Here is a 22,694-nt window from a genome sequence, read left to right on the forward strand (position 1 = left end):
TTAGCGCGACCCCGGGTTACTTTCCTTCGGTGACTGTCTCCCAACTCCCCGTAGAGTTAAGCCCCCTGACCTCGTCCGCCGCACTCACCCAGCTGCTGTTCGACGCGCGGGAGGACCTCCACGAGCCGTGGCGTCGCCTCTTCGGCTCGGCCGCGTTCGCCTACCAGGAGGGACTGACACACCAGGAGCGCACGGAGCTGTCGTACCGGCGGCTGCGTGTGGTGAACGCGGCGCTGCCCGACCCCTGGGCCCTGGCCGGTGACGCCGAGGCGCTGAGCGCACTGCACGAGTGGGCCGGAGTGGCGGACGCGGGCCTGACGACGATCCTCAGCATCCACTACAACCTGTTCCTCGGGAGCCTGCGCGAACACGACCACGGCGACCGGGATCTGGGGCCCTACCTGCGGATGGAGCGGGTCGGCACCTTCCTCTGCACCGAGCAGGCGCACGGGAACGACGCGCCTCAGCTACAGACCACGGCCACCCTCGATCGGGCCACGGGCACCCTCACGCTCGACACGCCGACCCCGGGGGCACGCAAGTGGATGCCCAACACATCGAGCGTCGGCGGCCCGAAGGACGCGCTGGTGGCGGCGCGGCTGGTGATCGACGACGCGGACCACGGCGTCTTCCTCTTCCTGACGCCGCTCACCGACGCGAGCGGGCGCCATCTGCCGGGCGTCGAGGTCGAACCGCTCCCGCAGACCGCCAGCAGCCCCGTGGACCACTGCGCCACCTCGTTCCACGGCGTCCGACTGCCTTGGACGGCCATGCTCCAGGGCGACCACGGGCGCCTGACGCCCGAGGGCGGGTTCACCTCCTCCCTGGGGAGCTCCCGCAAACGGTTCCTGCGCTCCATCGGCCGGGTCACCGCCGGCAAGCTCTGCATGAGCGGCTACAGCCTCGGCACCATGCGGCACGCCCTGACGGTCGCCGTGCGGCACGCACACCAGCGGGTCACCTCGGGCATGACCAGCGGACAGCGGGTGCCGCTGTTCGCGCACCGCACCCACCACGCCCCGCTCGTGGAGGCGCTGGCCACGACCTACGCCGCCACCCTGCTGCACCGTGCCGTGACGCGGCGGTGGGCGCGGGTGGCGGAGGCCGAACGCGAGGACACCGAGCGGCTGGTGGCCATCGCGAAGGGCTGGATCACCTGGCAGGCCAGGCAGGTGATGACCGAGTGCCGTGAGCGGTGCGGGGCGCAGGGACTGCTGCTCTCCAACGGGATCGCGGGCCAACTGGCGGCGAACGAGGGCACCATAACGGCGGAGGGCGACAACACGGTCATCTGGGTGAAGGCCGCCGGGGAGATGCTGCTGGGCGGCTTCTCCCCGCGGCCGGTCAGCCAGGTCCCGCCCGCCGGCCGCTCGTTGCTGGACCCGGAGCATCTGCTCGACCTGCTGGCCGATCTGGAGCGCATCAGGCACGAGCGGGCCCGCACCCGGCTGCGCACCCGGCGGGCCGGCTCGCCCCTGGAGCGCTGGAACGGCGCCTCCACCTCCGCCCTGGCCCTCGTGGACGCCCACGTCCACCGGCTGGCCGCCGCCGAGCTCCTGGCCGCCGCCGAAGGCACCACAGCGCCGGGCGCGGGCGAGCCGCTGCGGGATCTGCAACGGCTGTTCGCGCTGCGCTATGTGGCCGCGCACAGCGGTGAACTGCTGGCGCACGAGCGGCTCACCACCGAGCAGGTACGCCAACTGCCGGAGACGGTCGAGTCGGTCATCGGCGCCCTGATCCCCCGGGCCCTGACGCTCACCGAGGCGTTCGACACCCTCGACCAGCTGACGGGCCGTCACCCGATGCTGCACACCGGAGCGGCCTCCAACTGACCGGCGCGGTCGCGCCCCTGGCCCGTTCGACGGCCGTCGGGGGCGGGGCCGTGGCCGGCCCCCACCGGACCGCCCCTGGCCAGGCACAACTGCTCCGCCAGCCGTCCACAACCGCCGACGATCGTCACGCGGTGGGCAACCGAGCCGGCCCTCGGGCGATCCAGCGACGCGGCCTCGACTGTTAAGATCATTACGCTTTTCAGCGGGCTGACGATGCGTCACGCACGTGCGGGGGACAGCCACAGCAGCCCCATCGTGAAGGAGCGATCGTTGATCTCCCGGTAAGGCTTGCGACCGCACGGCGGCGGTGGCTTTTCCGGGTTCACCCCACCGATCGGTCTCCGGACGCGAGGCGACTTGAAGAGAGTCTCATGACGTCTTTGTTAGAGGATCCACTCCTGTGGGTCCTACTCGTGGTGCTCATCGCTGCGGTCTTCGCAGTGACACGAGCACGGAGAACCAATATCCAGCTCAGGGCGAGCAACAACGCCCTGACCGGCGACCTGACCACCGTGCAGGGCCAGCTCGCCGAACTCCGGGCGGTCCACTCGTCGGCGAGCTCCCGGCACACCTCCGATCTTGAGGAGGTGCGCAAGGACGCCGAGGCGGCGACCAAGGCCACCCTGAAGTCGGCCGTCGGCACGCTGGCGACCCTGGCGGAGGAGCAACTGGCCCTGTTGGACGAACTCCAGCAGAAATACGGTGACGACCGCGCCTACCTGGCCGACCTGATGCTGGTCGACCACACCGGCAGCCAGTTCAGCCGTCGCACCAAGGGCATCTCGGTGCTCTGCGGCGGCTGGCTCGGCCGGCGCGACCGCGACGCCTCGGTGTACGACGTGGCGCGCAGCGCCCAGGGCCGGATCCGCAGCTTCGAGCGGGTGCGCATCCACTCGCAGGCCAACGTCGCCGTCAGCAACCGGGCGGTCGAACCCATCGCCATGGTGCTGGCCGAACTGCTCGACAACGCGACCAAGTACAGCGCCCCCGGCTCGCCCGTCGAGATCAACATCCAGGTCGTCCCCACGGGCATCTGCCTGATCGTGGACGACGCCGGCCTCGGTATGGACCAGGAGACGAAGGCCCGCGCCGCGTCCCTGCTCACGACGGGCGGGGCCGTGGACATCACCAGCCTCGGCGACCCGCCCAAGTTCGGCTTCGCCCTCTCGGGGAAGCTCGCCGCCCACTACGGGTTCCATGTCTCCGTGGACGCCGTCTCGCCCTACGGCGGCGTGCGGGCCGTGATCCGGGTGCCGGAGAGCCTGCTGACGGCGGAGGTCCCGGCCCCCGCGGCCGTCGTGTTCGACCGATCCGACAACGACGAGGCGGAGGAGGTCAAGCCGACCCCGATCGCCTCCCTGGTCGTCGGGCAGACGGCCGGGGGCCTCCCCAAGCGCCGCCGGCGCCGCAACGGGGCCGTCAGCGTGGTGGCCTCGCCCCCCAACCCGTCGTCCGAAGCGGACGGAACCAGCGAGGAGACGGCCACACGCCTCAAGGCGTTCGCTCGCGGAACCATGCTCGGCCGAGACTCAGACAACGCGGAAGGACCTCAGAGCCAGTGAGCGCCAATCTGTCCTGGGTGTTGAACGACGTGCTCGAAGTACGTGGGGCACACCACGCCATCCTTGTCTCGGCGGACGGTCTGCTCATGCAACGCTCCGACGGCATCGGCCGTGACGACGCCGAACGGAACGCCGCCGCGATGAGCTCGCTCCAGTCGCTCTGCCGCAGCGTGGCCTCCTTCGTCGGTGAGGGCGGGCTGTGGAAGCAGACGCTGATCGAGTTCGACGGTGGATGGATCTTCCTGATCGCCGGCGGCCGGGGCTCCTACCTCGCCGTCTCCACCACCCTGGACGTCGATATGGAGGCGATGTCGATCCGGATGCAGAAGACCGTGAGCGCGCTGGCCAAGGCGATGAGCGCGGAGCTGCGCGAGACCACGGGCGCGGACGCATGACCTGGCCCCGCGAGGACACCCCAGGGACCAGCGGCTTCGTCCGCTCCTACGTCATCACGGGCGGCCGTCGCCTCCCCTCGGAAAGCGAGCTGGCGCTCCACGCCCTGGTCTGCCTGGCCCCCGACCGGAAGCTGCCGCGCGGGGCCAGCCCCGAGGTGCGGGCCATCTGGGAGCTGTGCGAGGGCGGCTACCTCTCGGTCGCCGAGGTCGCCGGGCATCTGGGACTGCCGGTCGGCGTCACCCGGCTGCTGCTGTCCGACCTGTCCGACCAGGGCCACCTCCTGCGCCGCGCCGAACCGGCCCCGGCCCAGCGCGTTCCCCGACCGATTCTCGAGAAGGTTCTTCATGGACTCGAAGCCCTCAACATCGGCTAACTCGACGGTGAACCGTTCCATCTATGTCTCGGACGACGTGACCACCGCCGCGAAGATCCTGGTGGTGGGCCACTTCGCCGTGGGAAAGACGACCTTCATCGGGTCCCTGTCGGAGATCGCTCCCCTGCGCACGGAGGAGAAGATGACGCAGGCGTCCGTGCACGTGGACGACCTGCGCGGGGTGCCGAACAAGGCAACCACCACCGTGGCCCTGGACTTCGGCCGGCTGACCCTGAGCGACGAGTTGGTCCTGTACCTGTTCGGCACCCCGGGGCAGCAGCGCTTCGTCCAGGTCTGGGAGGACATGGCCCGCGGCGCGCTCGGCGCCCTGCTGCTGATCGACCCCGCACGGCTGGAGGAGACCTTCCCGGTCATCGATCTGATCGACGAGTACGGCCTGGAGTACGCGATCGCCGTCAACGCCTTCTCCGATCCGGAGAGGTTCGACGAGGCGGAGATCCGCGAGGCTCTCGACCTGCTCCCCGACACACCCGTGGTCTACTGCGACGCGCGGAACCGGCGCTCCTCCACCGACGCGCTGATAGCCCTGGTCCGTCATCTGCTCGACCGCGTGGCCTGACCCCCCTCCCCGGACCACGGCCCGGGCCCCCAAAGGACACAAAGATGGACGCTCACAACTCGAACGCCGCCGGCGCGGCCAGATGCCCCATGTACGACGCCGACTTCGCCGCCGCACCGGAGAAGGTCTACGACTACATCAGGGAGCACGGCCCCGCCGGCCCCGTCGAACTCGCCCCCGGCGTCGAGGCCACCCTCGTCGTCGAGCACGAGACCGCCAGGCGGGTGCTCCAGAGCCCCGGCCTGTTCGCCCGCGACGGGCGCCGCTGGACCGCGCTCAACGAGGGCCGGATACCACTCGACAGCCCCGTCCTGCCGATGATGGCCTATCGGCCCAACTGCCTGTTCACGGACGGTGCCCAGCACCTTCGGCTCCGCAAGGCGGTCACGGAGAGCCTCGATCGGCTCAACGTGGCGCGGGTCAGGCGTGACGTCGAGCCGATCGCCGCCTATCTCATCGACCAGTTCAGTGAGTTGGGCCGGGCGGATCTGGTCAACCACTACGCCAAGCTGCTGCCGATGCTGCTGATCAACAAGCTGTTCGGCTGCCCCGCCGCCATCGGCGACCGGGTGACGACCGCGATGGCCGACATGTTCGACGGCCGGGACTCGCTGCGGGCCAGCGAGGAACTGGCCGACTGCTTCCTGGAGTTGATCGCGCTCAAGCGCCGCAGCCCGGCCGAGGACATCACCTCCTGGCTCGTCCAGCACTCCGCCGGCCTCAGCGACGAGGAGTTGAAGGACCAGCTGGTGATGCTGATCGGCGCCAGCGTGGAGCCCGAGCGCAACCTCATCGCCAACTCCCTTCTCCTGCTGCTGGAACGGGGCGGCGACGACGGGCCGAGCATGGGGATCGAGGACGCCCTCGACCGCGTGCTGCTCAACGACCCGCCGATCGCCAACTACGCGACGCACTTCCCGTTGCAGGACGTCGATCTCGGCGGGGTGCTGGCGCCGGCGAACACGCCGGTCGTCATCAGCTTCGCCGGAGCCAACAGCGACCCCGCCCTCGCCGAGGCCGGTCAGGCCCACGGCCGGAGCGCCCACCTCGCCTGGGGAGCCGGCCCGCACGCCTGCCCCGCCAAGAGCCTCGCCCAGGTCGTCGCGGTCACCGCCATCGAGCAGCTCCTCAACGCGCTGCCTGACATCGCCATCAGCGAGTCGGCTGGCGAGCTCCAGTGGCGTCCTGGGCCCTTCCACCGGGCCCTGGCCACGCTGCCCGTCGAGTTCGCTCCCGCCCCGGCCACCCGGACGGCGTCGGCGTACCGGCCCACCCCGACGCGTTCGGTCGCCGCGCAGCCGGTGCCGCGCGTGCCGGCGCCCGGCACGCCGGGCACAGCTGGCGCGCCCGACCGGCCGAAGAAGGGGTTCTGGAGCAGCTTCCTTGAGATCTTCCGCGTCTGACGCGCCGGCGGTCTCGTGGTCGGGGGCCTGCCGTACCCGCCAGCGGGTACGGCAGGCCCCCTTCCGGTCTCTCCTCCGGCCTCTCGGCGTCAGACGCGTTCCATCCGCCACGCCTGGCCGACGGTGCCGTTGCACGTCCACTGGCGGATGTCAGCCCCCATGTTGACCGACCCGCCGGCCACCTCAAGGCAGAGGCCGTTGACCCGGGAGACGAGCTGGACGGTGCCGTCGCCCAGCGGCTCGGCGCGCCACTTCTGGGGGCGCAGGCCGTTGCACGTCCACATCATGATCTTCCGGCCCAGCTCGCTGGAACCGTTCGGCACGTCCAGGCAGTTGCCCATGGACATCAGCGCGAAGTAGTCCGGCTCGTCGGACATGCGCAGGCTCCACTGCTGGGCGCCGGTGCCGTTGCACTCCCACTGCTGGAGCAGCACCTTGGTGTCGGAGCTGCTGTTCGGCACGTCAAGACAGCGGTCGTCGGCGGTGGTCGCCACCAGGGAGTAGATCGCGCCGTCCTGCGGCACGAAGGCGGGCTCCTCCTGGAGCGGCTCGGGTTCCGGCTCCGGCTCCGGCTCGGGTTCTGGTTCCGGCTCCGGCTCCGGCTCGGGTTCGGGCGCCGGCGGAGGGGGCGGTTCGGGCTCGGGCTCGGGTTCCGGCTCGGGCTCCTCGGGCGGTTCCGCCGGCCCTTCGGGTTCGGGTGCCGGCTCGGGCTCGGGTTCGGGGGGCGGCGCGGTGGGCGCCGGGGCGGCGACGGGTTCGCCCTGGTCGCCGCCCGGCAGCACGACGCCGACGAGCCGGACCGAGCCGGTGACCACCGCCACCAGGGCGACCCCCCAGACCAGGGAGGTGAACACCCGCCGCCCCGGCAGCAGTCCCCGGCGTGCCACGGCCGGTCTGCGCGCGAAGGCCGCCGCGAACTCACGGTCGGACTGTTGTCGCTTTCGTATCATCGGCGCCTCGCTGTCGGGGGTGTCGGTGGTGTCAGGGCCCACCCGCCCAGCCTGCCACTCGCGATCACGTCCGAGCGGCGCGTCTCATCACAACTGGGAAAACGTTGCCCGACGCGACGTCAGATGCCAACCCCACGAAGAGGGCTGGGCGGCGGCGCGGCACGTGCCGAGGGGCGGTGGCGTCCCGGTGGGGAGCGGCACCGCCCCGTGGTCAGGGGCGATCGGCCTCCAGGCGCTCTCTCACGGCCGGCCACTCCGCGCGCAGCACGCTGTAGAAGATCGCGTCCCTGCGGCGGCCCCCCGGCATGTAGTTGAAGCTGCGCAGGGTGCCCTCCTCCACCGCGCCGATGTTGCGCAGGCCACGGCGGGCCTGCTCGTTGAGGATGTCGGTCTTGAACTCCACGCGCTCCGCGCCGAGTTGCTCGAACGCCTGCCGGAGCAGCAGGTACTTGGCCCAGCGGTTGACGCCGGTGCCGCGGAAGTCGCGGCCCAGCCAGGACCAGCCGATCTCCAGGCGGGCGTCGGCCTCGGCCAGGTTGCCGTAGCTCATGCTGCCGGCGATCCGGCCGCTCGCCCTGTCGGTGATGGCGAACACCACCCGGCGGCCGGCGGCATGGTCCGCGAGGCAGGTGTCGAAGAAGGTCTTGAAGTCCCCCTCGTTCTCCACGGCCGACACGAAGTACCGCCAGATGTGCGGGTCCATGGCGACCGCCCTGACCCCCTCACGGTCCGCCTCGGTGACCGGTCGCAACTCGACGTGCTCGTTCTTGAGCACAGTTGACGCCTTCTCGGACCAGGTCATGGCTCAGTTTCCCACTGGCCCGGCGTGTCGTGCGAGTGCTTCCGTGACATCGCGCAGGGTCCGCATCTCCGCGAGCTCGTCCTCGGTGAAATGGGCCAGGTCGACCTGGGTGCTCTCGCACAACTCCGTGAGGAACAGCACCTTGTTGAGGGAGGTCAGCGCGTAGCGGCCGGCCATGTCGGCGTCGAGGTCGAGGGCCGTCGGGTCGACGTCATGGGTCAGGACGGCGCTGAACTGCTCGCGGGCGGCGGTCTCCAGCTCAGGGCGCATGGATTCCCTCCTCGGGGTCGTGTACGGCGGCGTGGTGGGCGGCGAGGATCTCTCGCCGCTTCGGTTTGTACTGGGAGGTGAGCAGTCCGTTGTCGATGCTGAACGGCTCCTCGGCCACGATCACCCGGCTGATCCGTTCGTCCCGGGTGAGCGCGGCGTTGGTCAGGGCGAGCCGGGCGGCGACGGCCGCCAGGTCGGCGGGCACGGCGGCGGGGGAGACCACGGCGACCAACTCGGTCTGGCCGGGGCAGAACAGCACACAGTCGGCGATCGCCCGGTCCGCCTTGAGATGTTCCTCGATCGGCCGGACGATGACCTTCCTGCCGTTGTCCAGCACGATCACGTCGTCGGCGCGGCCGTGGACGAACAGGAAGCCGTCCTCGTCGAGATGGCCGAGGTCGCCGGTGCGGACCGTGCCGTCGGCCGCGAACACCCGCTCGGAGTCGCCCGGACGGGAGTACAGGTAGCGGGTGTTGACGGGGTGTTCGCTGCGGACGTGGATGACGCCGTCGGCGTCGATCAGCAGCTCCTTGCCGCGCAGCGCCTGCCCGACGCTGCCCTCCCGGTGCGCCTTGGGATGGTTCTTGGTGACGATGCAGGTCTCGTTGAGGCCATAGCCCTCGAAGATCGGCAGCCCGGCCTCCTCGAAGAAGCGCAGGGTCTCGGGGGGCGCCGGCGCCGAACCCGTCCAGAGATAGCGGACACGGTCGCCGAACACCGCCTTGGCGGCCTCGTCGAGGGAGCCGGCCCGCCGCCGGCGCGCCTCGATCTGGCGCTTGGCGGTCTCGTAGAAGGCGGGCACTCCCATCACCACGGTCGGCCGGGTCCGGCGCAGGGCCGCGAACGCCGCCTCGTAGGTGCTGACGGTGACGTCGTGGCCGTGCAGCAGTGCCGAGTAGATCCAGTAGCGCTGCTGGAGCAGGGAGAGCGGCAGAAACACGAACAGATCGTCGCCGGGCCCGTGTTCGAAGATCTCCTGGACGGCCCGCAGTGAGCTGTCGATGCTGCCGGCCCTCGCGCCCAGCCCCTTGGGCTCGCCCGTGCTGCCCGAGGTGAACTTGACGGTGGTGATCTCCTCCGGCCCCCAGGTCACCGGCGGCAGCGAGGGCCCGTTGTCCAGCTCCTCCCGTTCGGCGGCCTCGGTCACCTCGGCCGTGGAGACGACGGAGGGAGCTGCCACGGGCCGGTCGGTGAACAGCAGCTTCAGGCCGTAGCGGTCCAGCAGCCGGGCGTCGGGGGTGAACTTCCCCGGCTCAAGCCCTGCCGTCTCCGCCTTCAGCCGGAGCGCCGCCAGATCGAGCAGCACCCATGCGGGGCCGTTGGCGGCGAGGATGCCGATGCGGTCGCCCGGGCCGATCCCGCGCTCCCGCAGCCACCTCGCCACCCGGCCCGAACGCCGGTACAGATCGGCGAGTTCGAGCGTGCGCGTGCCCTGGAGCCCGGCGAACGCGATGCGCCCGGCGGCCGGCTCCCGGCTGACGAGACGGCCGATGGTGTCCTGGGTCATCGGCCGGGCTCCTGGCTGGCGTCCCCGGCCGGTGCGACGGCGGGGGTGAAGAACACGGCGTCGGCGAGCCGGATCTCGCTGCCCGGCGCGACGAGTTCCACCGTCCTCGGCCACTGGGCCGGCGCCGGCAGCCCGAGCGTGGCGGCCAGCCGGCGCGCGAAGCGCGGCATCAGCGGAGTGGCCACGTGCGCGAGGAGCCGCGCCGCCGCCAGCTCAAGCGCGATCGCCGTCCTGGCCTCGCCCCGCCATCCCTCGCTCTGGGCGGTCCTGGCCTCCCGGCGGGAGAACTCCAGGGTGTCAGCCACCAGCCCGTCGAGTTCGGCGGCGGCCGTGTTCAGGCTGAAGCCGTCGGCGCGCAGCGCCCCGGTGACCGCGTCGAGCCGGCGGCCGAGCCGGGCCAGGAACGCCGAGTGCTCCGGCGTCCAGGTGCCCGCGTCGGGTGCCGTGCCGTCGTAGTGCTTGGCGATCCGGACCCCCAGGTCGCCCAGCCAGCGCTGCCACGTCCCGATCAGCGTGCCGTCGAGGGCCGAGGCGAACTCCGCACGGCGGAAGTCGGTGCGCTCGCCCTCGGGCCGGGTGCGGCCGAGGAAGTAGCGGACGGCGTCCACGGTGTCCTCGGTGAGGATCTCCTTGCCCCAGATGGCGTGGCGGCGGCTGGTGGAGAACTTCTCGCCCTCCAGCAGGTAGAACTCGTTGACGTGGTAGTCGATGTCCGGCGTCCACCCGGGGTGCGCCAGCCGGTACAGCACCGGGTAGAGCACCGAGTGGTAGAAGCTGTTGTCGTAGCCGAAGAAGTGGACGATCTTCCAGTCCTGCTCGGGCGCGGCGGCCCTCCACTCCCGGCCCAGGCGGGCGCCGAGCGCCTGGATGCCGTGCAGGAAGCCGTAGGACATCTCCGGCCAGACCCAGATGACCTGCCCCTCGGTGTCCCCCTCCGCCGGCGGGACGCCCCAGTCGGCGGGGTGGGACAGCGGGATGTCCAGGGCGGCGCGGGCGAAGAGCCGGTCGCCGAGCTCCCGCAGCCGGGCCGGGACCCGGCCCAGCGTGTGGTGGGTGGCGACCTCCTCGCGGAACAGGTGCAGCGGCAGCGACCAGCGCGCCAGCGGCGCCCGCCGCGGCTCGGCGTCCGACGTGCGGGAGCGCGGCCCCACGAGATCGACCACGGTGTTGGGCTCGCCGCACTCCTCGCAGATGTTGCCGCTGGTGCCCGCGCCGCAGCCGGGGCAGCCGCCCTCGACGTCGACCTCGTAGAGGTACTGGCCGCTCTCCCCGTCGAACAGGGCGTCGCGTTCGGTGACCGAGGCCCAGCCGGAGGCGACGACCCGCGAGAAGAAGTCCGTCAGGCCGCGCCGGTAGTCGGGCTCCGCGTCGGTGACCGTGTACTGGTCGGGGACGATGTCCATCAGCGCCAGCGTCCGCGCGATCTCCGCGCTGTGGTGCGCGGCGGTCTCGGCCGGCGCGCGGCCCTCGTCGCGGGCGGCGCCCACCACATAGCTCTGGTAGTCGTCGCTGCCCGTCAGATGCCATGCCTCGGTGCCGTTCATCCGCTGGAAGCGGACGAACGCGTCCGCGCCCAGATACGGCCCGGACAGGTGCCCGAGGTGCAGATCGCCGTTGGGGGTCGGCGGTGTGGAGAACACGAACACCGGGCGCTCCCCGAACGCCAGCCGCGTGTCCTCGCCCGCCGACGCGAGGGCCCGTCCGGGATCGCGCCAGTACTGGGTGAGGAAGACCAGGTCGGCGTCGCCGGTGTTCTCCAGCACATGCGACTCGAACGGCTCGAAGAGGGCTAACGTGCCGGGCCGGGCCGGATGGCGGCGGCCGTCCACGACGAACTCGCCCTCGCCGGCGACGATGACGAAGAACTCGGTCTCGTCGTGCTGATGGCTGGTGGACGCCCCGCCCGGCGTGACCCGCCCCCAGCCGGCGCCCGTCCCCAGGCCCTCGACGCCGCTCATGCCGATGCCGAAGGCCGGCTCCAGGGCCCGCGGGTCGTACTCGCTGATGATCATGTCGTGTCCTTCCGGTCCTTGTGGCCCCCGCCGGACGGGGTTCGCGTGAGCAGCAGACGGACGGTCGCGCGGCTGAGCGCCGGGGCCAGCCGGTACCCGGAGCCGCCCGCCGCGCCCGCGAAGACGAGCCGCCCGTCGTCGGTGAGCGGACGCACCAGCGGGACCCCGCCCGGCGCGTACGCGTCGCAGAACACCCGCCCGGAGACGCAGCGTTCGGCCAGGCGGGGCGCGTAGCGCCGCAGCAGCTCGCCGGCCTGGGCCAGATGCGCCGGGGCGAGCCCCGGGGCGACGTGGTCCGGGTCCACGTCCCATTCGGCGCAGGTGTAGCTGAACAGCCAGTGGCCCCGGTGCCGGTACGGCAGCAGGAAGGCGTCCTCGTCCTGGAAGACGATCGCGCCGTCCCGCTCGCCCGGCGGCTCCTCGATGTGCAGGGCCACGATCTTCTTCACCCGCGCGCCGAGCGGCTCCACCAGATGCCGCCACGCCTTCGCCGCGAGCCAGGGGCCCGGCGCGATCACCACCCGCTCGGCGCTGAGGGTCTCCCCGGTGCCCAGCGCCAGCCGCGCCCCGTCGCTGTCCGAGCTCACCCCGGTCACCGTCACGCCCTCAAGGAACGTGGCCCTCGGGCGCAGTTCGGCGGCGAGGGCCTGGGTGAGGGCGGGGACATCGGCGTACTGGCAGCCGTCCCCGGTCCAGGCCGCCGTGCCCGCCGGCAGCGTGATGCCGTCGGGCACGGCGGTCGCGGGCCGCAGCGCCGCCTCCCGCAGATATGTCTCGCGCAGCGCAGGGCCAGCGTGCTCGGGCGCCACGACGGTCATCCCGAGGGAGTGGATCGGTAACTCCGGGCGTTCGGCGGCCAGTTCGGCGTAGTAACGCTGGCTCTCGGCGGCCATGGCACGCACCTCGGGGCTGGCCCCGCGCGGGAAGTGCAGGCCAGCCGACCGCCGGCTGGCCCCGGCGGCCACCAGATCCCGGTCCACGACCGTGACGCGGGCGCCGGGGTCGGCGGCCAGGAGTTCCCGCGCCACCAGACAGCCGAGGACGCCGGCGCCGACCACGACGGTGCCGGGTGCGGCACCTGTCGTCACGGGGTCCTCCCGGCGCGTGGTTTGCTCGACCACTCGATGAACGAGGGCAGTTGCTCGTTGCTCGACACCGTGGCCAGCCGGTCGGCGATGCGTTGGCTGCGCCAGGCGTTGAGGCTCAGGTTCGGGTCGGCCAGCCCCCGCTGCCCACGGGCGGCGTTCTGCACGAACACCCGCCGGTCCTCGGGGCCGTCCCAGTGCACGGCGTAGTCCTCGTCGATCCGCAGCTCGTCGCCCTCGCGCTCCAGGCGGTCGGCGATCGGGTCCAGGAAGTCCATCCGCGTCGGCTGGAAACCGGTCGCCCAGATCACCACGTCCGCCTCGAACACCTCGGTGGCCTCCGAGTGGTCGTTGTGCCGGGCCGTCACCTGCCAGTCCCCGTACACCCCGTTGTCGACCTCGGTCACCTCCCGGTTGGGGTACAGGCCGACCAGGTCGACGTTGTTCTCAGCGAACCGGTGCAGATAGGCGCGCTGGTATATCTCCTTGAGCGTGCTCTCCGAGATGCCGTCGCTCGACAGCAGGTTCCGCCGGTTGAAGGCGTGCCGCACCTCGGGGGCCAGGCCGAAGAAGTAGTCCGCGTACGACGGCATGTAGTAGTCGTTGGTGAACGGCGAGTCGTCGATCGGGAAGTAGTTGCCGCGCCGCGACACCCAGGACACCCGGCGCGGCAGCTTCGCGCCCGGCTGGCAGATCAGGTCGAGGAACACCTCGGCGCCCGACTGGCCGCCGCCGATCACCACGACCCGCTTGCCGCCGAGGTCATGGGAGGCGTCCCGGTACTCGCTGACATGGAACTGGGTCGGCCCGATCTTGTCGCGGACATGCGCGGGCACCCAGGGCCGGCTGCCCACGCCGACGACGACGTTGTCAGCGGTGACCGTCCGCCGGTCCGTGACGACCGTGAACACGTCCTGGAAGGACACCTCGCGGACGGTCTCGCCGAAGACGATGTTCTTGTTGGAACGGCTCGCCCACGCCAGGTAGTTGCGGAACTCGACGCGGGGCACCGCCTCGAACTGGGCGTTGACGAAGTGGTACAGCCTGCCGTGGTCGTGCAGGTACGACAGGAAGGAGAACTGGTTCCTCGGGTCGGCCAGCGTCACCAGGTCCTTGAAGAGGGAGACCTGGAGGGTGTTCCCCGGCAGTTGCTGCCCGTCGTGCCAGCTGAAGGACGCCTTCCGGTCGAGGAAGAGACTGCTCACGTCCGGCCGGCCGTGCAGCAGGGACGCGAGGCTCAGATTGGCCGGTCCCACGCCGACTCCCAGGCAGCGGAAGTGCTCCGCGCCGGAGCGGGTTGGCTCATGCACCATATCGGGCTTCTCCTTTGGGGGGCTCGCCGCGCTCGTTGAGAGAGGGATGCGGATCGGTCGGTGGGTCCTGCGGACGGTGGGTGGCGAAGTGGAGGCCGTGCTCCCCCAGGAAGTCCATCCAGCGCGCCGCCTCGGCGGCGGAGTGGGCCGCCCGGTTCACCCCCGCCGGCAGCGCGCCGGCGAGGACCCGGGTCACCCCGTGGGCGAGCGGCAGCGACACACAGCGGGCCATGGCGCTCTCGGCGGCGTCCCCGCGGGCGTCGAGGAGCTGCCGCTCCCGCCACCGGGTGGCGCCGTCCGGGTCGTGGACGGCCAGCTCGACGGCCAGCACCACCCGGTCCCTGTCGGTCTCGGTGGTCGGGTACCGCGCGGCCAACTCGGTGGCCAGCGCCCGGATCCGCGCCTGGTCGCCGGTCTCGACGGTGTCGAAGACCTCCGACCAGGCGGCCCGCCAGCCCGCGTTGCGCAGGGTCCCCCGGACGAACGACGACAGCCGCCAGCCCGGCGGGACGCCGTACTGCGCCACGAACGGCAGGCTGTCCCGGTTGGGGTAGACCTCGAACGTCTCCCCGGCGAGGACCAGCGGACGCGTCGCCTCCCAGGGCCGCTCGTCCGTCCGGGGCTCCCCGTCCCGCAGGTAGCGCGCGGGCGAGGCGAGCGCGGCGAGCACCCCGTAGGGCGCCCAGCTGAACCGGTAGCGGAACTCGTTGGGCACGGCTGGCAGCCCGCCGCAGTACGAGGTGAAGTCGACGGAGGCGGCCGTGTCGCCCACGGCCGCTTGGGCCCGCTCGATCAGCCGGTGCGCCATCAGATGGTCGATGCCGGGGTCGAGTCCGGCCTCGGTGAGGACGACGAGACCTGCCGCGGTCGCCTCCTTCGCCGCCTCCTCCAGCTCCGCCGACGTGTAGCTCGTGCACGCGAAGTGCGCGCGCCCCGCGAGGGCCAGCCGCAGCAGCGAGAGATGCTCGGTCGCCGGCAGCATGGAGACGACCACGTCCCCCGGCCCCACCTCGGCCGCCAGGGCCGCCATCTCCAGCGTCCGGGTCCGGGCCCGCCCGGCCAGGCCGAGCGAGCCGAGTCGCAGCCCCGCCCGTTCGGCGGTGCGGTCCCACACCACGACCCGCGCGGCCCGCTCGCACAGCACCCGAAGCCCCGTCCGGCCCGTGGACAGGCCGGTGCCCACCCAGTGGACCGTGCCGCTCGCCCGCCGCCGTTCAACGCCCATGGCTCTCCTCCTTGATCGCCCGCGCCGCCGCGAAGGTCCGCAGACAGCGCACCCAGACTCCGTCCCCAGCGCCCAGCCGCGCCAACCATGGCGACAGCTCGGCGGAGAACGCCAGGCTGGCCTCCACCGGCAGCAGCGAGGGGAGGTTGTCCACGGCGATGACGTCCAGCGGCCGGTCGCCGCCGCGCAGCCGCCGCGCCGGGCGGTCCCAGTCGGTGACGGCGTCGTAGACCGGGAGCACGTTGACTTCCGAGTTCACATCGCAGGAGACGTCCGCGACGACCGACAGCCGGCGCCCCGCCGCGTCCAGGTCCGCCGGGGTCAGGAACGGTGGTACCGGCCTGGTCACCAGCACCGTGTTGACGAGCAGGTCGTGACGGATCACCGCTGCGCGGTCCAGGACCCGGGTCTCCTCGACGTCCCAGCGGACCGGGGCGACCCCGGCGGCCTCCAGCCCGTCGCACGCCCCGCGCCCGCTGCGGCCCAGCGCCCCGATCACCAGCGCGCTGACGTCGTCGCCGCCCCCGCCAGCGCGCAGCAACGCCTCCCACTCCGGCCGCCCCCGTGGCGCCAGCGGCGCCGGAAGCGCCCCGCGCCGGTGCAGAACGGCGAGGACGGCGCCCATATAGCCCGCCCAGTAGCCGAAGGTGGCCAGCCGGATTCCGGCGTCGTCCGTCAGGTACTCCAGGTCGAGCAGCGCACCGCCGCCCGCCGTGAACCGGTCGAGCAACTCGGCGGCGCCCGCCTGGCCCTTGTAGGCGTGGCCGAAGAAGATATGCCGGTGCCGCAGCGCCGGCGGCCGCGCGGGAAGCTCCTTCAGGCCCAGGACATAGGCGTCCTCCGGCGCCTCGGCCCAGCTGCCGGCCGGCGCCGTGGCGCAGCCGGCGCGGACGTAGTCGTCGAGCGCGAACGCCCGCTGGGGCGACTCCTCGACGGTGACCGAGACGCCCCGCGCCACCAGCCGGGCGGCGTCCTCGGGCACCAGCGGCGCCCGGCGTTCGGTGGCCCGGGTCTCGTGCCGCATCCACAGCCGCGTCATCGGGCCTCCTCCGGGGAACGGGCGGCCCGCACCCGGTCGGCCCGCCGGGCGTCCAGGGAGCCGGCGACGGCGAGCCGCAGCACGTCCGTGCTGCCCTCGTAGATGCGCAGCGACCGGATCTGCCGGTACAGCCGCTCGGGCACCCCGTCCCTGACCACACCGGCCGCGCCGGCCAGCTGCACGGCCGCGTCCACGGTCAGCTGCGCCGCCTCCGTGGCGTGCACCTTCGCGATGTCGGAGTGCCGGGCGAAGCCCCGGCTGCCCCGGTCGCACTCCCAGGCGGCCCGCGCGGTCAGCAGCGCCGACGCCTGGAGCCGGATCTCCATGTCGGCCAGCGACGCCTTCACCAGCTGGAGGTCGAACAGGGTGCCGCCGTAGGCGCGGCGCTCCCCGGTGTGGGCGAGCGCCTCGTCGAAGGCGCGGCGGGCGAAGCCGAGCGCGGCGGCGGCGACCGTCATCCGGAACCGCTGGAGGAGGTCGAGGGCGATGACGAAGCCCTTGCCCGGACGCCCGAGGACGGCCTCGGGCGGCACCCGGCAGCCCTCAAGGACCAGATGCCCGAAGGAACGCGGGGCGAGCGCGTCCAACGGCTCGACCCGCACCCCCGAGGTGTCGGCCGGCACCAGGAACGCCGTCAGGCCGAGCGGCCCAGGACCCTCGCCGGTACGGGCGATCACCACGAACAGGTCGGCGATCGTGGCATGCGCGATCCACGCCTTGGATCCGTCGAGGACGTATCCCTGGCCCGTCCGGCGCGCGGTCAGGCCGACCGCGGCGACCTCCGAGCCCGCCTCCCGCTCCGACACGGCGAACGCGCCGACCAGCAGCCCCTTCGCCATGCCGGGCAGATGGCGCCGCCGCTGCTCCTCGTCGCCGAAGCGGATCAGCGGGGTCGCGGCCAGCGACTGGATGGAGTACGCGAAGTCCGCGAGGTCCTCGGTGTAGGCGAGGGCCTCGCGGGCCAGGCACAGGGCGCGCGTGTCGGTGGGCAGCTCGTGCGGGCCGGCCGCCGGGTCGAGCCCGGCGAGCCAGCCGTCCTCGCCGAGCAGCTCCACCAGCCGGCGCCCGGCCTCGTCCGGGTGAGCGCGGCGCGCGGTCTCCCACACCTCGCCGTAGCCGTCGCACCACATGCCGATCTCCCGCGCGAAGCGGCGGTGCTGGTCGTCGTAGAGGGGGAGACCGAGTAGTTCGGGATCGAACATCGTGGTCGTGTCCACGGGCGTGACTCCCTGCGGAATCCGGGCGGATGGGGGCGGAGGGGACGTCCTGCTCACCCGGTGTGCCGTCATGACGCGCACACCGCGTGGGCGATGGCGTCCGCGTCCTCCAGGATCACCGAGCCGACACCTGGCCGGATGCCGGCGGCGGTCGCCCAGTGGACGTACTCCGTCGGCACCCCGTAGGCGAAGCGGCGCGCGTGCGGCACGCCCGAGGCGTCCACCACGCGGTAGGGCCGCGCGGTGACGTCCAGGCCGCCGCTCTCGTAGGCGCCCGCGCCGTCGGGTATCCGGTAGGGGCGGCACTGTCCGGTGGCGAGCAGATGCCGCAGCAGGGGGTTGGTGCTGCGGCGCAGGTCGGGTTCGGCGATGCGGGCCTCGACCAGGGTCGTGGCCCGGACCTCGGGCCCGCCGACGACGGCCGAGCCGATCGTGAAGCTCTCGCCGCCGGGGGCCGGCCGGACGAAGGCCCCGGGGCCGACGATCTGGAGCACCCCGCACTCGATGAGCGCGATCATCTCCTCGATCCGGGACCTGGGCGGCCCGATGGACAGATAGGCGTTGAGCGGCGTGAACCAGCCCATCACCTCGTCCCGGTAGGAGGCGCCGGTGATGCCGGAGTGGTCGATGGCGAGCCGGACCTCGTTGCGCAGGTCGCGCAGCACGTCGAGGGCGGCCTTCAGCGGATCGTCGACATTGCCGCGCCCGGCGTGCCCGACGTCCTCGCGCAGATGGCCGAGCAGCCACCGGTTGAAGTCCTCTCGGTCGGTGAACTCCCGCCCGGCGCACGGGTTCTCGACGCGCCGCCAGTCCCACTCGTCCCGCGCGGTCAGCCCGTGGCGGCGCAGTATCCCGGGGTGGTCGCCGGCGGGGGCGGCCAGCAGCTCGGCGAGGAAGCGGTCGGCGGTGTCCCGGCCGGCGCGCTCGGCGACGAGGGCGTGTCGGTGGACCGCGCGCACCTCGGCGTCCAGCAGCGGCCACACGTCGCGCCGGAAGGTGGCGTCGGGGGTGGCCCTTATCCGGCGGATCGCGTCCGGGGTCAGGAACAGCGGCTCGTGGCGGCCCGCGGTCCCCTTCTGGTTCTCGCCGCGCGCGTGGTACGGCACCCCGCGCCGGGAGCCGGCGTACAGCGCCGGCTCCTGACCGGACGGCAGGTACTGAAGGCCGTCGGGGGACGGGACGAACTTGCCGCCCCTGCCCTCGGTGAGCAGCGACAGCACGTCGAAGAAGGCAAGACCGAGACCCCGCACGGCGACGGTCTCGCCCGGCTCGATGCCGTCGAGATCGATGTCGGCCGGGTTGCCTGGCGGCAGGTAGCGCATGCCGTGGGTGTCCGCGTAGGCGGCGAACCGGCGTTCCTCGGCGGTTGGTTGGTTGGCCCCGTGCCCGAGGGCCAGCACCACGGAGTCCAGGCCGACGAGCCGGGTGCCGTCGTCCAGGGTGACGCACTGGCCGTCGGCGCCGTCGTCCAGCGCGACCGCCGTCGCGCGGTGGACGACGAAGCTGAGGCCGGCCGGGGCGTTCTCGGCGAGGTGCCGGAACCCCCACTCCAGATAGTGGCCGAACTGGGCGCGCGAGGGGTAGTCGTCGGGACCGAGCCGTTCCGCGCCGGCCCACATCCGGTCGGCGCCGGCGGCGGAACGACGCAGCCACCCGTGCAGGCTCGGCCCCGGTCTGATCGGCCCCGAGCAGCGGACACTGTCGTCGGTGAACTGGCTCACCTGGGAGGTCACCGTGTTCATGAGCAGATGGTGGGACTGCCTGGTGCGCCACGTGCGTCCTGGCCCCGGCGGAAAGGGGTCGACCACGTGGACGACCTGTCGGCGTCCGTCGGCGTGATGGGCACTCAACCGCTCCAGGACGGCGAGTCCTCGCGGCCCTGCCCCCACGACGCACATCGCCCTGGTCGGCTGCGACAACGTCACATCTCCTTCATCCGGCCTGTCCGCACGGGACGGGGCGCCAGGACATGGTGGGGCGGGTCAGTTTCCCGCGGCGCGGCGCTTGGCCTCTTCGGTGAATTCACCGAAGGTCATTCCGGCCAGCTTCTCCATCTCCTCGTCGGAGAATTCAACGCCAAAGTTGTCGAGCTGCATGGTGATTTCCGCGAGGGAGAGGGACTCCAATTCGAGCCCGCCGTCCCCGAGTGGCGTCTCATCGGTTACCGAGTCCACTTCGAAATTCATTTCGCGGAGCGTCTCTACGATCACTTTTCGCAGGTCAGTAGGCATGCTGATACCTCCTGTTGAATGCTTCGGGACGCATGGGTTCGCCTTGGGGGAATGTGGTTTCCGGCGGCTGGGGAACGTGCACGTCCAGCACATCATATTTTGGATTCCACGCCAAGGGGGCTGCGATTGTTTTTCGGTTGATCCGGTCGATCGGCTAGAATCCGTTGCCGGTTCTGAAGTCGACCTCGATGTCGGTGAGCGGATAGGCGACGCAGGAATGCGCGTAGCCGAACCGCTGGTCCGCCATGCGCAGCCGGGCCTCCTCGGCGTGGAAGACCTCGCCCGAGCACACCTTGACGCGGCAGTCGCCGCACTCCCCCGAGCGGCAGGACGCCTCGGGCGGCATCCCGTTCTCCTCCAGCGCGTAGATCAGCTCCCTGCCGCGCGGCATCCGGAACGAGCCCCGGCCCCGCACGCTGACCGTGACCTCCTCCTTGGTGTCGGCGTCGGCCGGCCACCGAGGATCGTCCGGCGGCGGTGCCGCCACGTAGTTGGCCTCCTTGCGTATGCGTCGTCCAGGCAGCCCCAGCGACTCCAACTCGCTTATCAGATACGGGTACTTGTAGGCGGGCCCGCACAGATAGGTCATCCGCCCGGCCAGCGGCCCGGCCAGCTCGGCGATGAGCGGCGCGTCCAGCGGCTTCACCGCGCCCGTCCAGCCGGGCTCGGACTCGGCGAGCACGTGGTGCACCACGATGTTCGGGTGCCGTCGCTCGATGGCGTCGAGTTCCTCGCGGAAGATGATGTCGTCCGAGCGCCGCGAGCCGTACAGCAGCGTCATCGTGCGCTCCAGGCCGAGCTCGACGATCTCCCGGATCATGCTCATCGCCGGCGCCACCCCGGAGCCGCCGGCGAGGAACACCAGGTCGTCGCCGTGGAACAGCGGGTCGTGGGTGAAGGTGCCCATCGGGCCCCCGCTGGTGAAGCGGTCGCCCACGGACACCTCGTCCAGCAGGTACCCGCTCACCAGCCCGCCGGGCAGCCGCCGCACGGTCACGTCGTAGTGGTCACGTCTGGTCGGGCTGGACGACAGGGAGAACGCCCGGTTGGTGCGCACCTCCCCGACCCGCACGTCCAGACTGATGTACTGCCCGGCGCGGAACGGCGGCAGGTCCCCGCCGTCCGGGCGCCGCAGCCGCAGCGTCCGCGTCGTCGCGGTCTCCTCGATGGCCTCGGCCACCGTCAGCTCCATCTTCCGCGGGTGCAGCGGCTCCACCTCGGCCCGTGCCTCGGCCGGATGCTCCCCCTGGATCTCCGCGTGCGCCGTCAGCCGATCGACCACCTCGTCCGCTCCGTCGAGCAGCCGGGCGAGGGGGTTGACCGCGGGCGTGTAGGGATTCTCCGTCATGTTCCCTGCGCTTTCTCTTGGGTCCTCTGGTTCAGACACCCGCGGCCAGCAGCCGCTGACATCGCCTGGCCGCCGTCACGAGGTTGGAGTTGTAGCCGCCGGCCGTCGTCCAGTTGCTCGTCAGCAGCAGCCCCGGCACGTTCTGCCTGAGGTCCTCGTCGTGGAACAGCCAGCTGTCGGTGATGTCCTGGTCGAAGCCGTAGATCGCCCCGCCCGGCTGGTTGGTGTACCGCTTGAACGTCAGCGGCGTGGCCAGCTCCGCCTCCTCGATCGAGTCCCGCAGCCCGGGCACCATCGACTCCGCCAGCTCCAGCTGGGAGCGCGCGTACGACGCCTTCGCCGCCGCGTAGTCCTCCGGCGCCAGCGCCTCCCACGGCTCCGCGTACTGGATCGACGACAGCACCACCTGGGCGCCGCCGCTCGGCGCGAAACCGGTGGGTCGCACGTCGTAGCAGGTGGCGATCACGAACGGGCAGGGCTCGTCCAGCCGGTAGGCGGCCCGCAGGATCCGGTCGTCGTCCAGGCCGGCCGACAGGAACGTCGTCGCCGAGGTGAACCCCAGCTCCTCGGCCGACGCGTCCAGCCCGAGGAAGAGACAGGTCGCCGATGAGCCGAGCCGCCGCGACCGCAGATCCTTCAGCGTGCGCGCCGGCACCACGTCCGGATCGTCCAGCAGCCGCGTGTAGGTCGTCGTGGACGGCGCGTTGGAGATCACCTGCCGGGTGACCAGGGTCTCCCCGCCCTCAAGGCGCACCCCCACCACGGCGCCCTCGCTGGTGAGGATGCGCTCGGCGTCGGTGTTGAGGCGCAGCTCGCCGCCCGCCTCCTCGAACGACTCGACCAGCGCCGACGACAGCGCCTGGCTGCCGCCCACCACCTGGTACGGCTTGGTCTCCACATAGAGCGCCAGCAGCCGCGCCATGTCCACGAACGCGATCCGGTGCGGCAACTGGCCGTTGTAGCTCCAGTACGACGAAAGCACCAGCTTCAGCCGGTCGTCGGTGAAGAACTCGTCCAGCACCTCACGGAACGTCCGCAGCGCGTACCGCCGCACGTCGGGGAGCGTCCTCAGCCACTCCAGCTGCTCCTTCATCCGGTGCAGGCTGACCCGCGCGGTCAGCTGCCAGAGGCCCGTCTCCCGGACGAGGTCGAGGAACCGCACGATCTCCGTGCGGTTGCCGGGGCTGATGCCGTCCAGGACGTCCGCCAGGGCCTCCCAGTCGTGTGGCAACGTGACATCGACCTCGCCCGGCACGAACGTCCGGCAGAGATCGCGGTCCTCCAGCCACTCCACCCGGCGGGTCACGTCCAGCTCGTCCAGCACCGCCTTCAGCGGCTCGTGGCCGCCCATGCCGCCCAGCTGGTGCAGCGACACCTCGAACTCGAAGCGGCCCCGCACGAACGAGGTGGCCGCGCCGCCCGGGATGCTGTGCCGCTCCACGACCAGCGTGCGCAGACCGCCGCGCTGGAGGGTGGTGGCGGCGGCCAGTCCGCCCAGACCGGCGCCGATGACGATCACGTCGAAGTCGACGCTCATTCCCAAGGTCCC

At 71.9% G+C, this 22,694-nt stretch carries 20 protein-coding genes; 6 read left to right on the top strand and 14 right to left on the bottom strand.

What is annotated here, in order from left to right; translation table 11 throughout:
* Positions 1 to 29: 29 nt before the first annotated feature.
* From K4G22_RS20480 to K4G22_RS20505, 6 genes are all read left to right on the top strand, one after another.
* Positions 30 to 1,832 carry an acyl-CoA dehydrogenase family protein gene (locus tag K4G22_RS20480; protein WP_228081749.1) on the top strand — a complete coding sequence of 601 codons (1,803 nt, stop codon included), beginning with the start codon at positions 30 to 32 and terminating at the stop codon, positions 1,830 to 1,832.
* 371 nt (positions 1,833 to 2,203) lie between these two features.
* Complete coding sequence (locus K4G22_RS20485; RefSeq protein WP_228081750.1) at positions 2,204 to 3,394, top strand: ATP-binding protein; 1,191 nt, start codon at positions 2,204 to 2,206, stop codon at positions 3,392 to 3,394.
* Complete coding sequence (locus K4G22_RS20490; protein ID WP_228081751.1) at positions 3,391 to 3,789, top strand: roadblock/LC7 domain-containing protein; 399 nt, start codon at positions 3,391 to 3,393, stop codon at positions 3,787 to 3,789. The genes K4G22_RS20485 and K4G22_RS20490 overlap by 4 nt, the downstream gene beginning before the upstream one ends.
* The gene (locus K4G22_RS20495) at positions 3,786 to 4,163 is read left to right on the top strand and encodes a DUF742 domain-containing protein (protein WP_062207618.1); all 378 of its coding nucleotides are present in this window, start codon (positions 3,786 to 3,788) and stop codon (positions 4,161 to 4,163) included. Before K4G22_RS20490 ends, K4G22_RS20495 begins: the two co-directional genes overlap by 4 nt.
* Positions 4,135 to 4,743 carry a GTP-binding protein gene (locus K4G22_RS20500; RefSeq protein WP_228081752.1) on the top strand — a complete coding sequence of 203 codons (609 nt, stop codon included), beginning with the start codon at positions 4,135 to 4,137 and terminating at the stop codon, positions 4,741 to 4,743. Before K4G22_RS20495 ends, K4G22_RS20500 begins: the two co-directional genes overlap by 29 nt.
* A 44-nt stretch (positions 4,744 to 4,787) precedes the next feature.
* On the top strand, positions 4,788 to 6,146 hold the full coding sequence (locus K4G22_RS20505; RefSeq protein WP_228081753.1) for a cytochrome P450 family protein: 1,359 nt from the start codon (positions 4,788 to 4,790) through the stop codon (positions 6,144 to 6,146).
* 89 nt (positions 6,147 to 6,235) lie between these two features.
* Here the strand turns inward: K4G22_RS20505 and K4G22_RS20510 are convergent, their stop codons facing one another.
* From K4G22_RS20510 to K4G22_RS20575, 14 genes are all read right to left on the bottom strand, one after another.
* Positions 6,236 to 7,138 carry an RICIN domain-containing protein gene (locus K4G22_RS20510; RefSeq protein ID WP_228081754.1) on the bottom strand — a complete coding sequence of 301 codons (903 nt, stop codon included), beginning with the start codon at positions 7,136 to 7,138 and terminating at the stop codon, positions 6,236 to 6,238.
* A 169-nt stretch (positions 7,139 to 7,307) separates the two neighbouring features.
* Positions 7,308 to 7,898: a GNAT family N-acetyltransferase gene (locus tag K4G22_RS20515; protein ID WP_228081755.1), complete on the bottom strand. Its 591-nt coding sequence runs from the start codon at positions 7,896 to 7,898 to the stop codon at positions 7,308 to 7,310.
* A gap of 3 nt (positions 7,899 to 7,901) precedes the next feature.
* Entirely contained in the window at positions 7,902 to 8,168 is a 267-nt protein-coding gene (locus K4G22_RS20520) for an acyl carrier protein (protein ID WP_228081756.1), read from the bottom strand.
* A complete protein-coding gene (locus K4G22_RS20525) occupies positions 8,158 to 9,675 on the bottom strand; it encodes an AMP-binding protein (RefSeq protein WP_228081757.1) in 1,518 nt (505 codons plus the stop codon). Before K4G22_RS20525 ends, K4G22_RS20520 begins: the two co-directional genes overlap by 11 nt.
* On the bottom strand, positions 9,672 to 11,687 hold the full coding sequence (locus K4G22_RS20530) for a class I tRNA ligase family protein (protein ID WP_228081758.1): 2,016 nt from the start codon (positions 11,685 to 11,687) through the stop codon (positions 9,672 to 9,674). The genes K4G22_RS20525 and K4G22_RS20530 overlap by 4 nt, the downstream gene beginning before the upstream one ends.
* The gene (locus K4G22_RS20535; RefSeq protein WP_228081759.1) at positions 11,684 to 12,775 is read right to left on the bottom strand and encodes an NAD(P)/FAD-dependent oxidoreductase; all 1,092 of its coding nucleotides are present in this window, start codon (positions 12,773 to 12,775) and stop codon (positions 11,684 to 11,686) included. The genes K4G22_RS20530 and K4G22_RS20535 overlap by 4 nt, the downstream gene beginning before the upstream one ends.
* Positions 12,772 to 14,085: a lysine N(6)-hydroxylase/L-ornithine N(5)-oxygenase family protein gene (locus K4G22_RS20540; protein WP_228081760.1), complete on the bottom strand. Its 1,314-nt coding sequence runs from the start codon at positions 14,083 to 14,085 to the stop codon at positions 12,772 to 12,774. Before K4G22_RS20540 ends, K4G22_RS20535 begins: the two co-directional genes overlap by 4 nt.
* Positions 14,075 to 15,310, bottom strand: a complete 1,236-nt coding sequence (locus K4G22_RS20545; RefSeq protein ID WP_228081761.1) for a saccharopine dehydrogenase C-terminal domain-containing protein — start codon at positions 15,308 to 15,310, stop codon at positions 14,075 to 14,077. The genes K4G22_RS20540 and K4G22_RS20545 overlap by 11 nt, the downstream gene beginning before the upstream one ends.
* On the bottom strand, positions 15,300 to 16,349 hold the full coding sequence (locus K4G22_RS20550) for a saccharopine dehydrogenase (protein WP_228081762.1): 1,050 nt from the start codon (positions 16,347 to 16,349) through the stop codon (positions 15,300 to 15,302). The genes K4G22_RS20545 and K4G22_RS20550 overlap by 11 nt, the downstream gene beginning before the upstream one ends.
* Positions 16,346 to 17,566, bottom strand: a complete 1,221-nt coding sequence (locus K4G22_RS20555) for an acyl-CoA dehydrogenase family protein (protein WP_228081763.1) — start codon at positions 17,564 to 17,566, stop codon at positions 16,346 to 16,348. Before K4G22_RS20555 ends, K4G22_RS20550 begins: the two co-directional genes overlap by 4 nt.
* Before the next feature lie 68 nt (positions 17,567 to 17,634).
* Positions 17,635 to 19,464 carry an FAD/NAD(P)-binding protein gene (locus tag K4G22_RS20560; protein ID WP_228084168.1) on the bottom strand — a complete coding sequence of 610 codons (1,830 nt, stop codon included), beginning with the start codon at positions 19,462 to 19,464 and terminating at the stop codon, positions 17,635 to 17,637.
* A gap of 84 nt (positions 19,465 to 19,548) precedes the next feature.
* A complete protein-coding gene (locus K4G22_RS20565; protein WP_228081764.1) occupies positions 19,549 to 19,797 on the bottom strand; it encodes an acyl carrier protein in 249 nt (82 codons plus the stop codon).
* 154 nt (positions 19,798 to 19,951) lie between these two features.
* Entirely contained in the window at positions 19,952 to 21,145 is a 1,194-nt protein-coding gene (locus tag K4G22_RS20570; RefSeq protein ID WP_228081765.1) for a 2Fe-2S iron-sulfur cluster-binding protein, read from the bottom strand.
* A gap of 31 nt (positions 21,146 to 21,176) precedes the next feature.
* Positions 21,177 to 22,682, bottom strand: a complete 1,506-nt coding sequence (locus K4G22_RS20575) for a phytoene desaturase family protein (RefSeq protein WP_228081766.1) — start codon at positions 22,680 to 22,682, stop codon at positions 21,177 to 21,179.
* Positions 22,683 to 22,694 lie beyond the last annotated feature (12 nt).

The organism is Streptomyces profundus, from assembly GCF_020740535.1.
GTDB lineage: Bacteria > Actinomycetota > Actinomycetes > Streptomycetales > Streptomycetaceae > Streptomyces > Streptomyces profundus.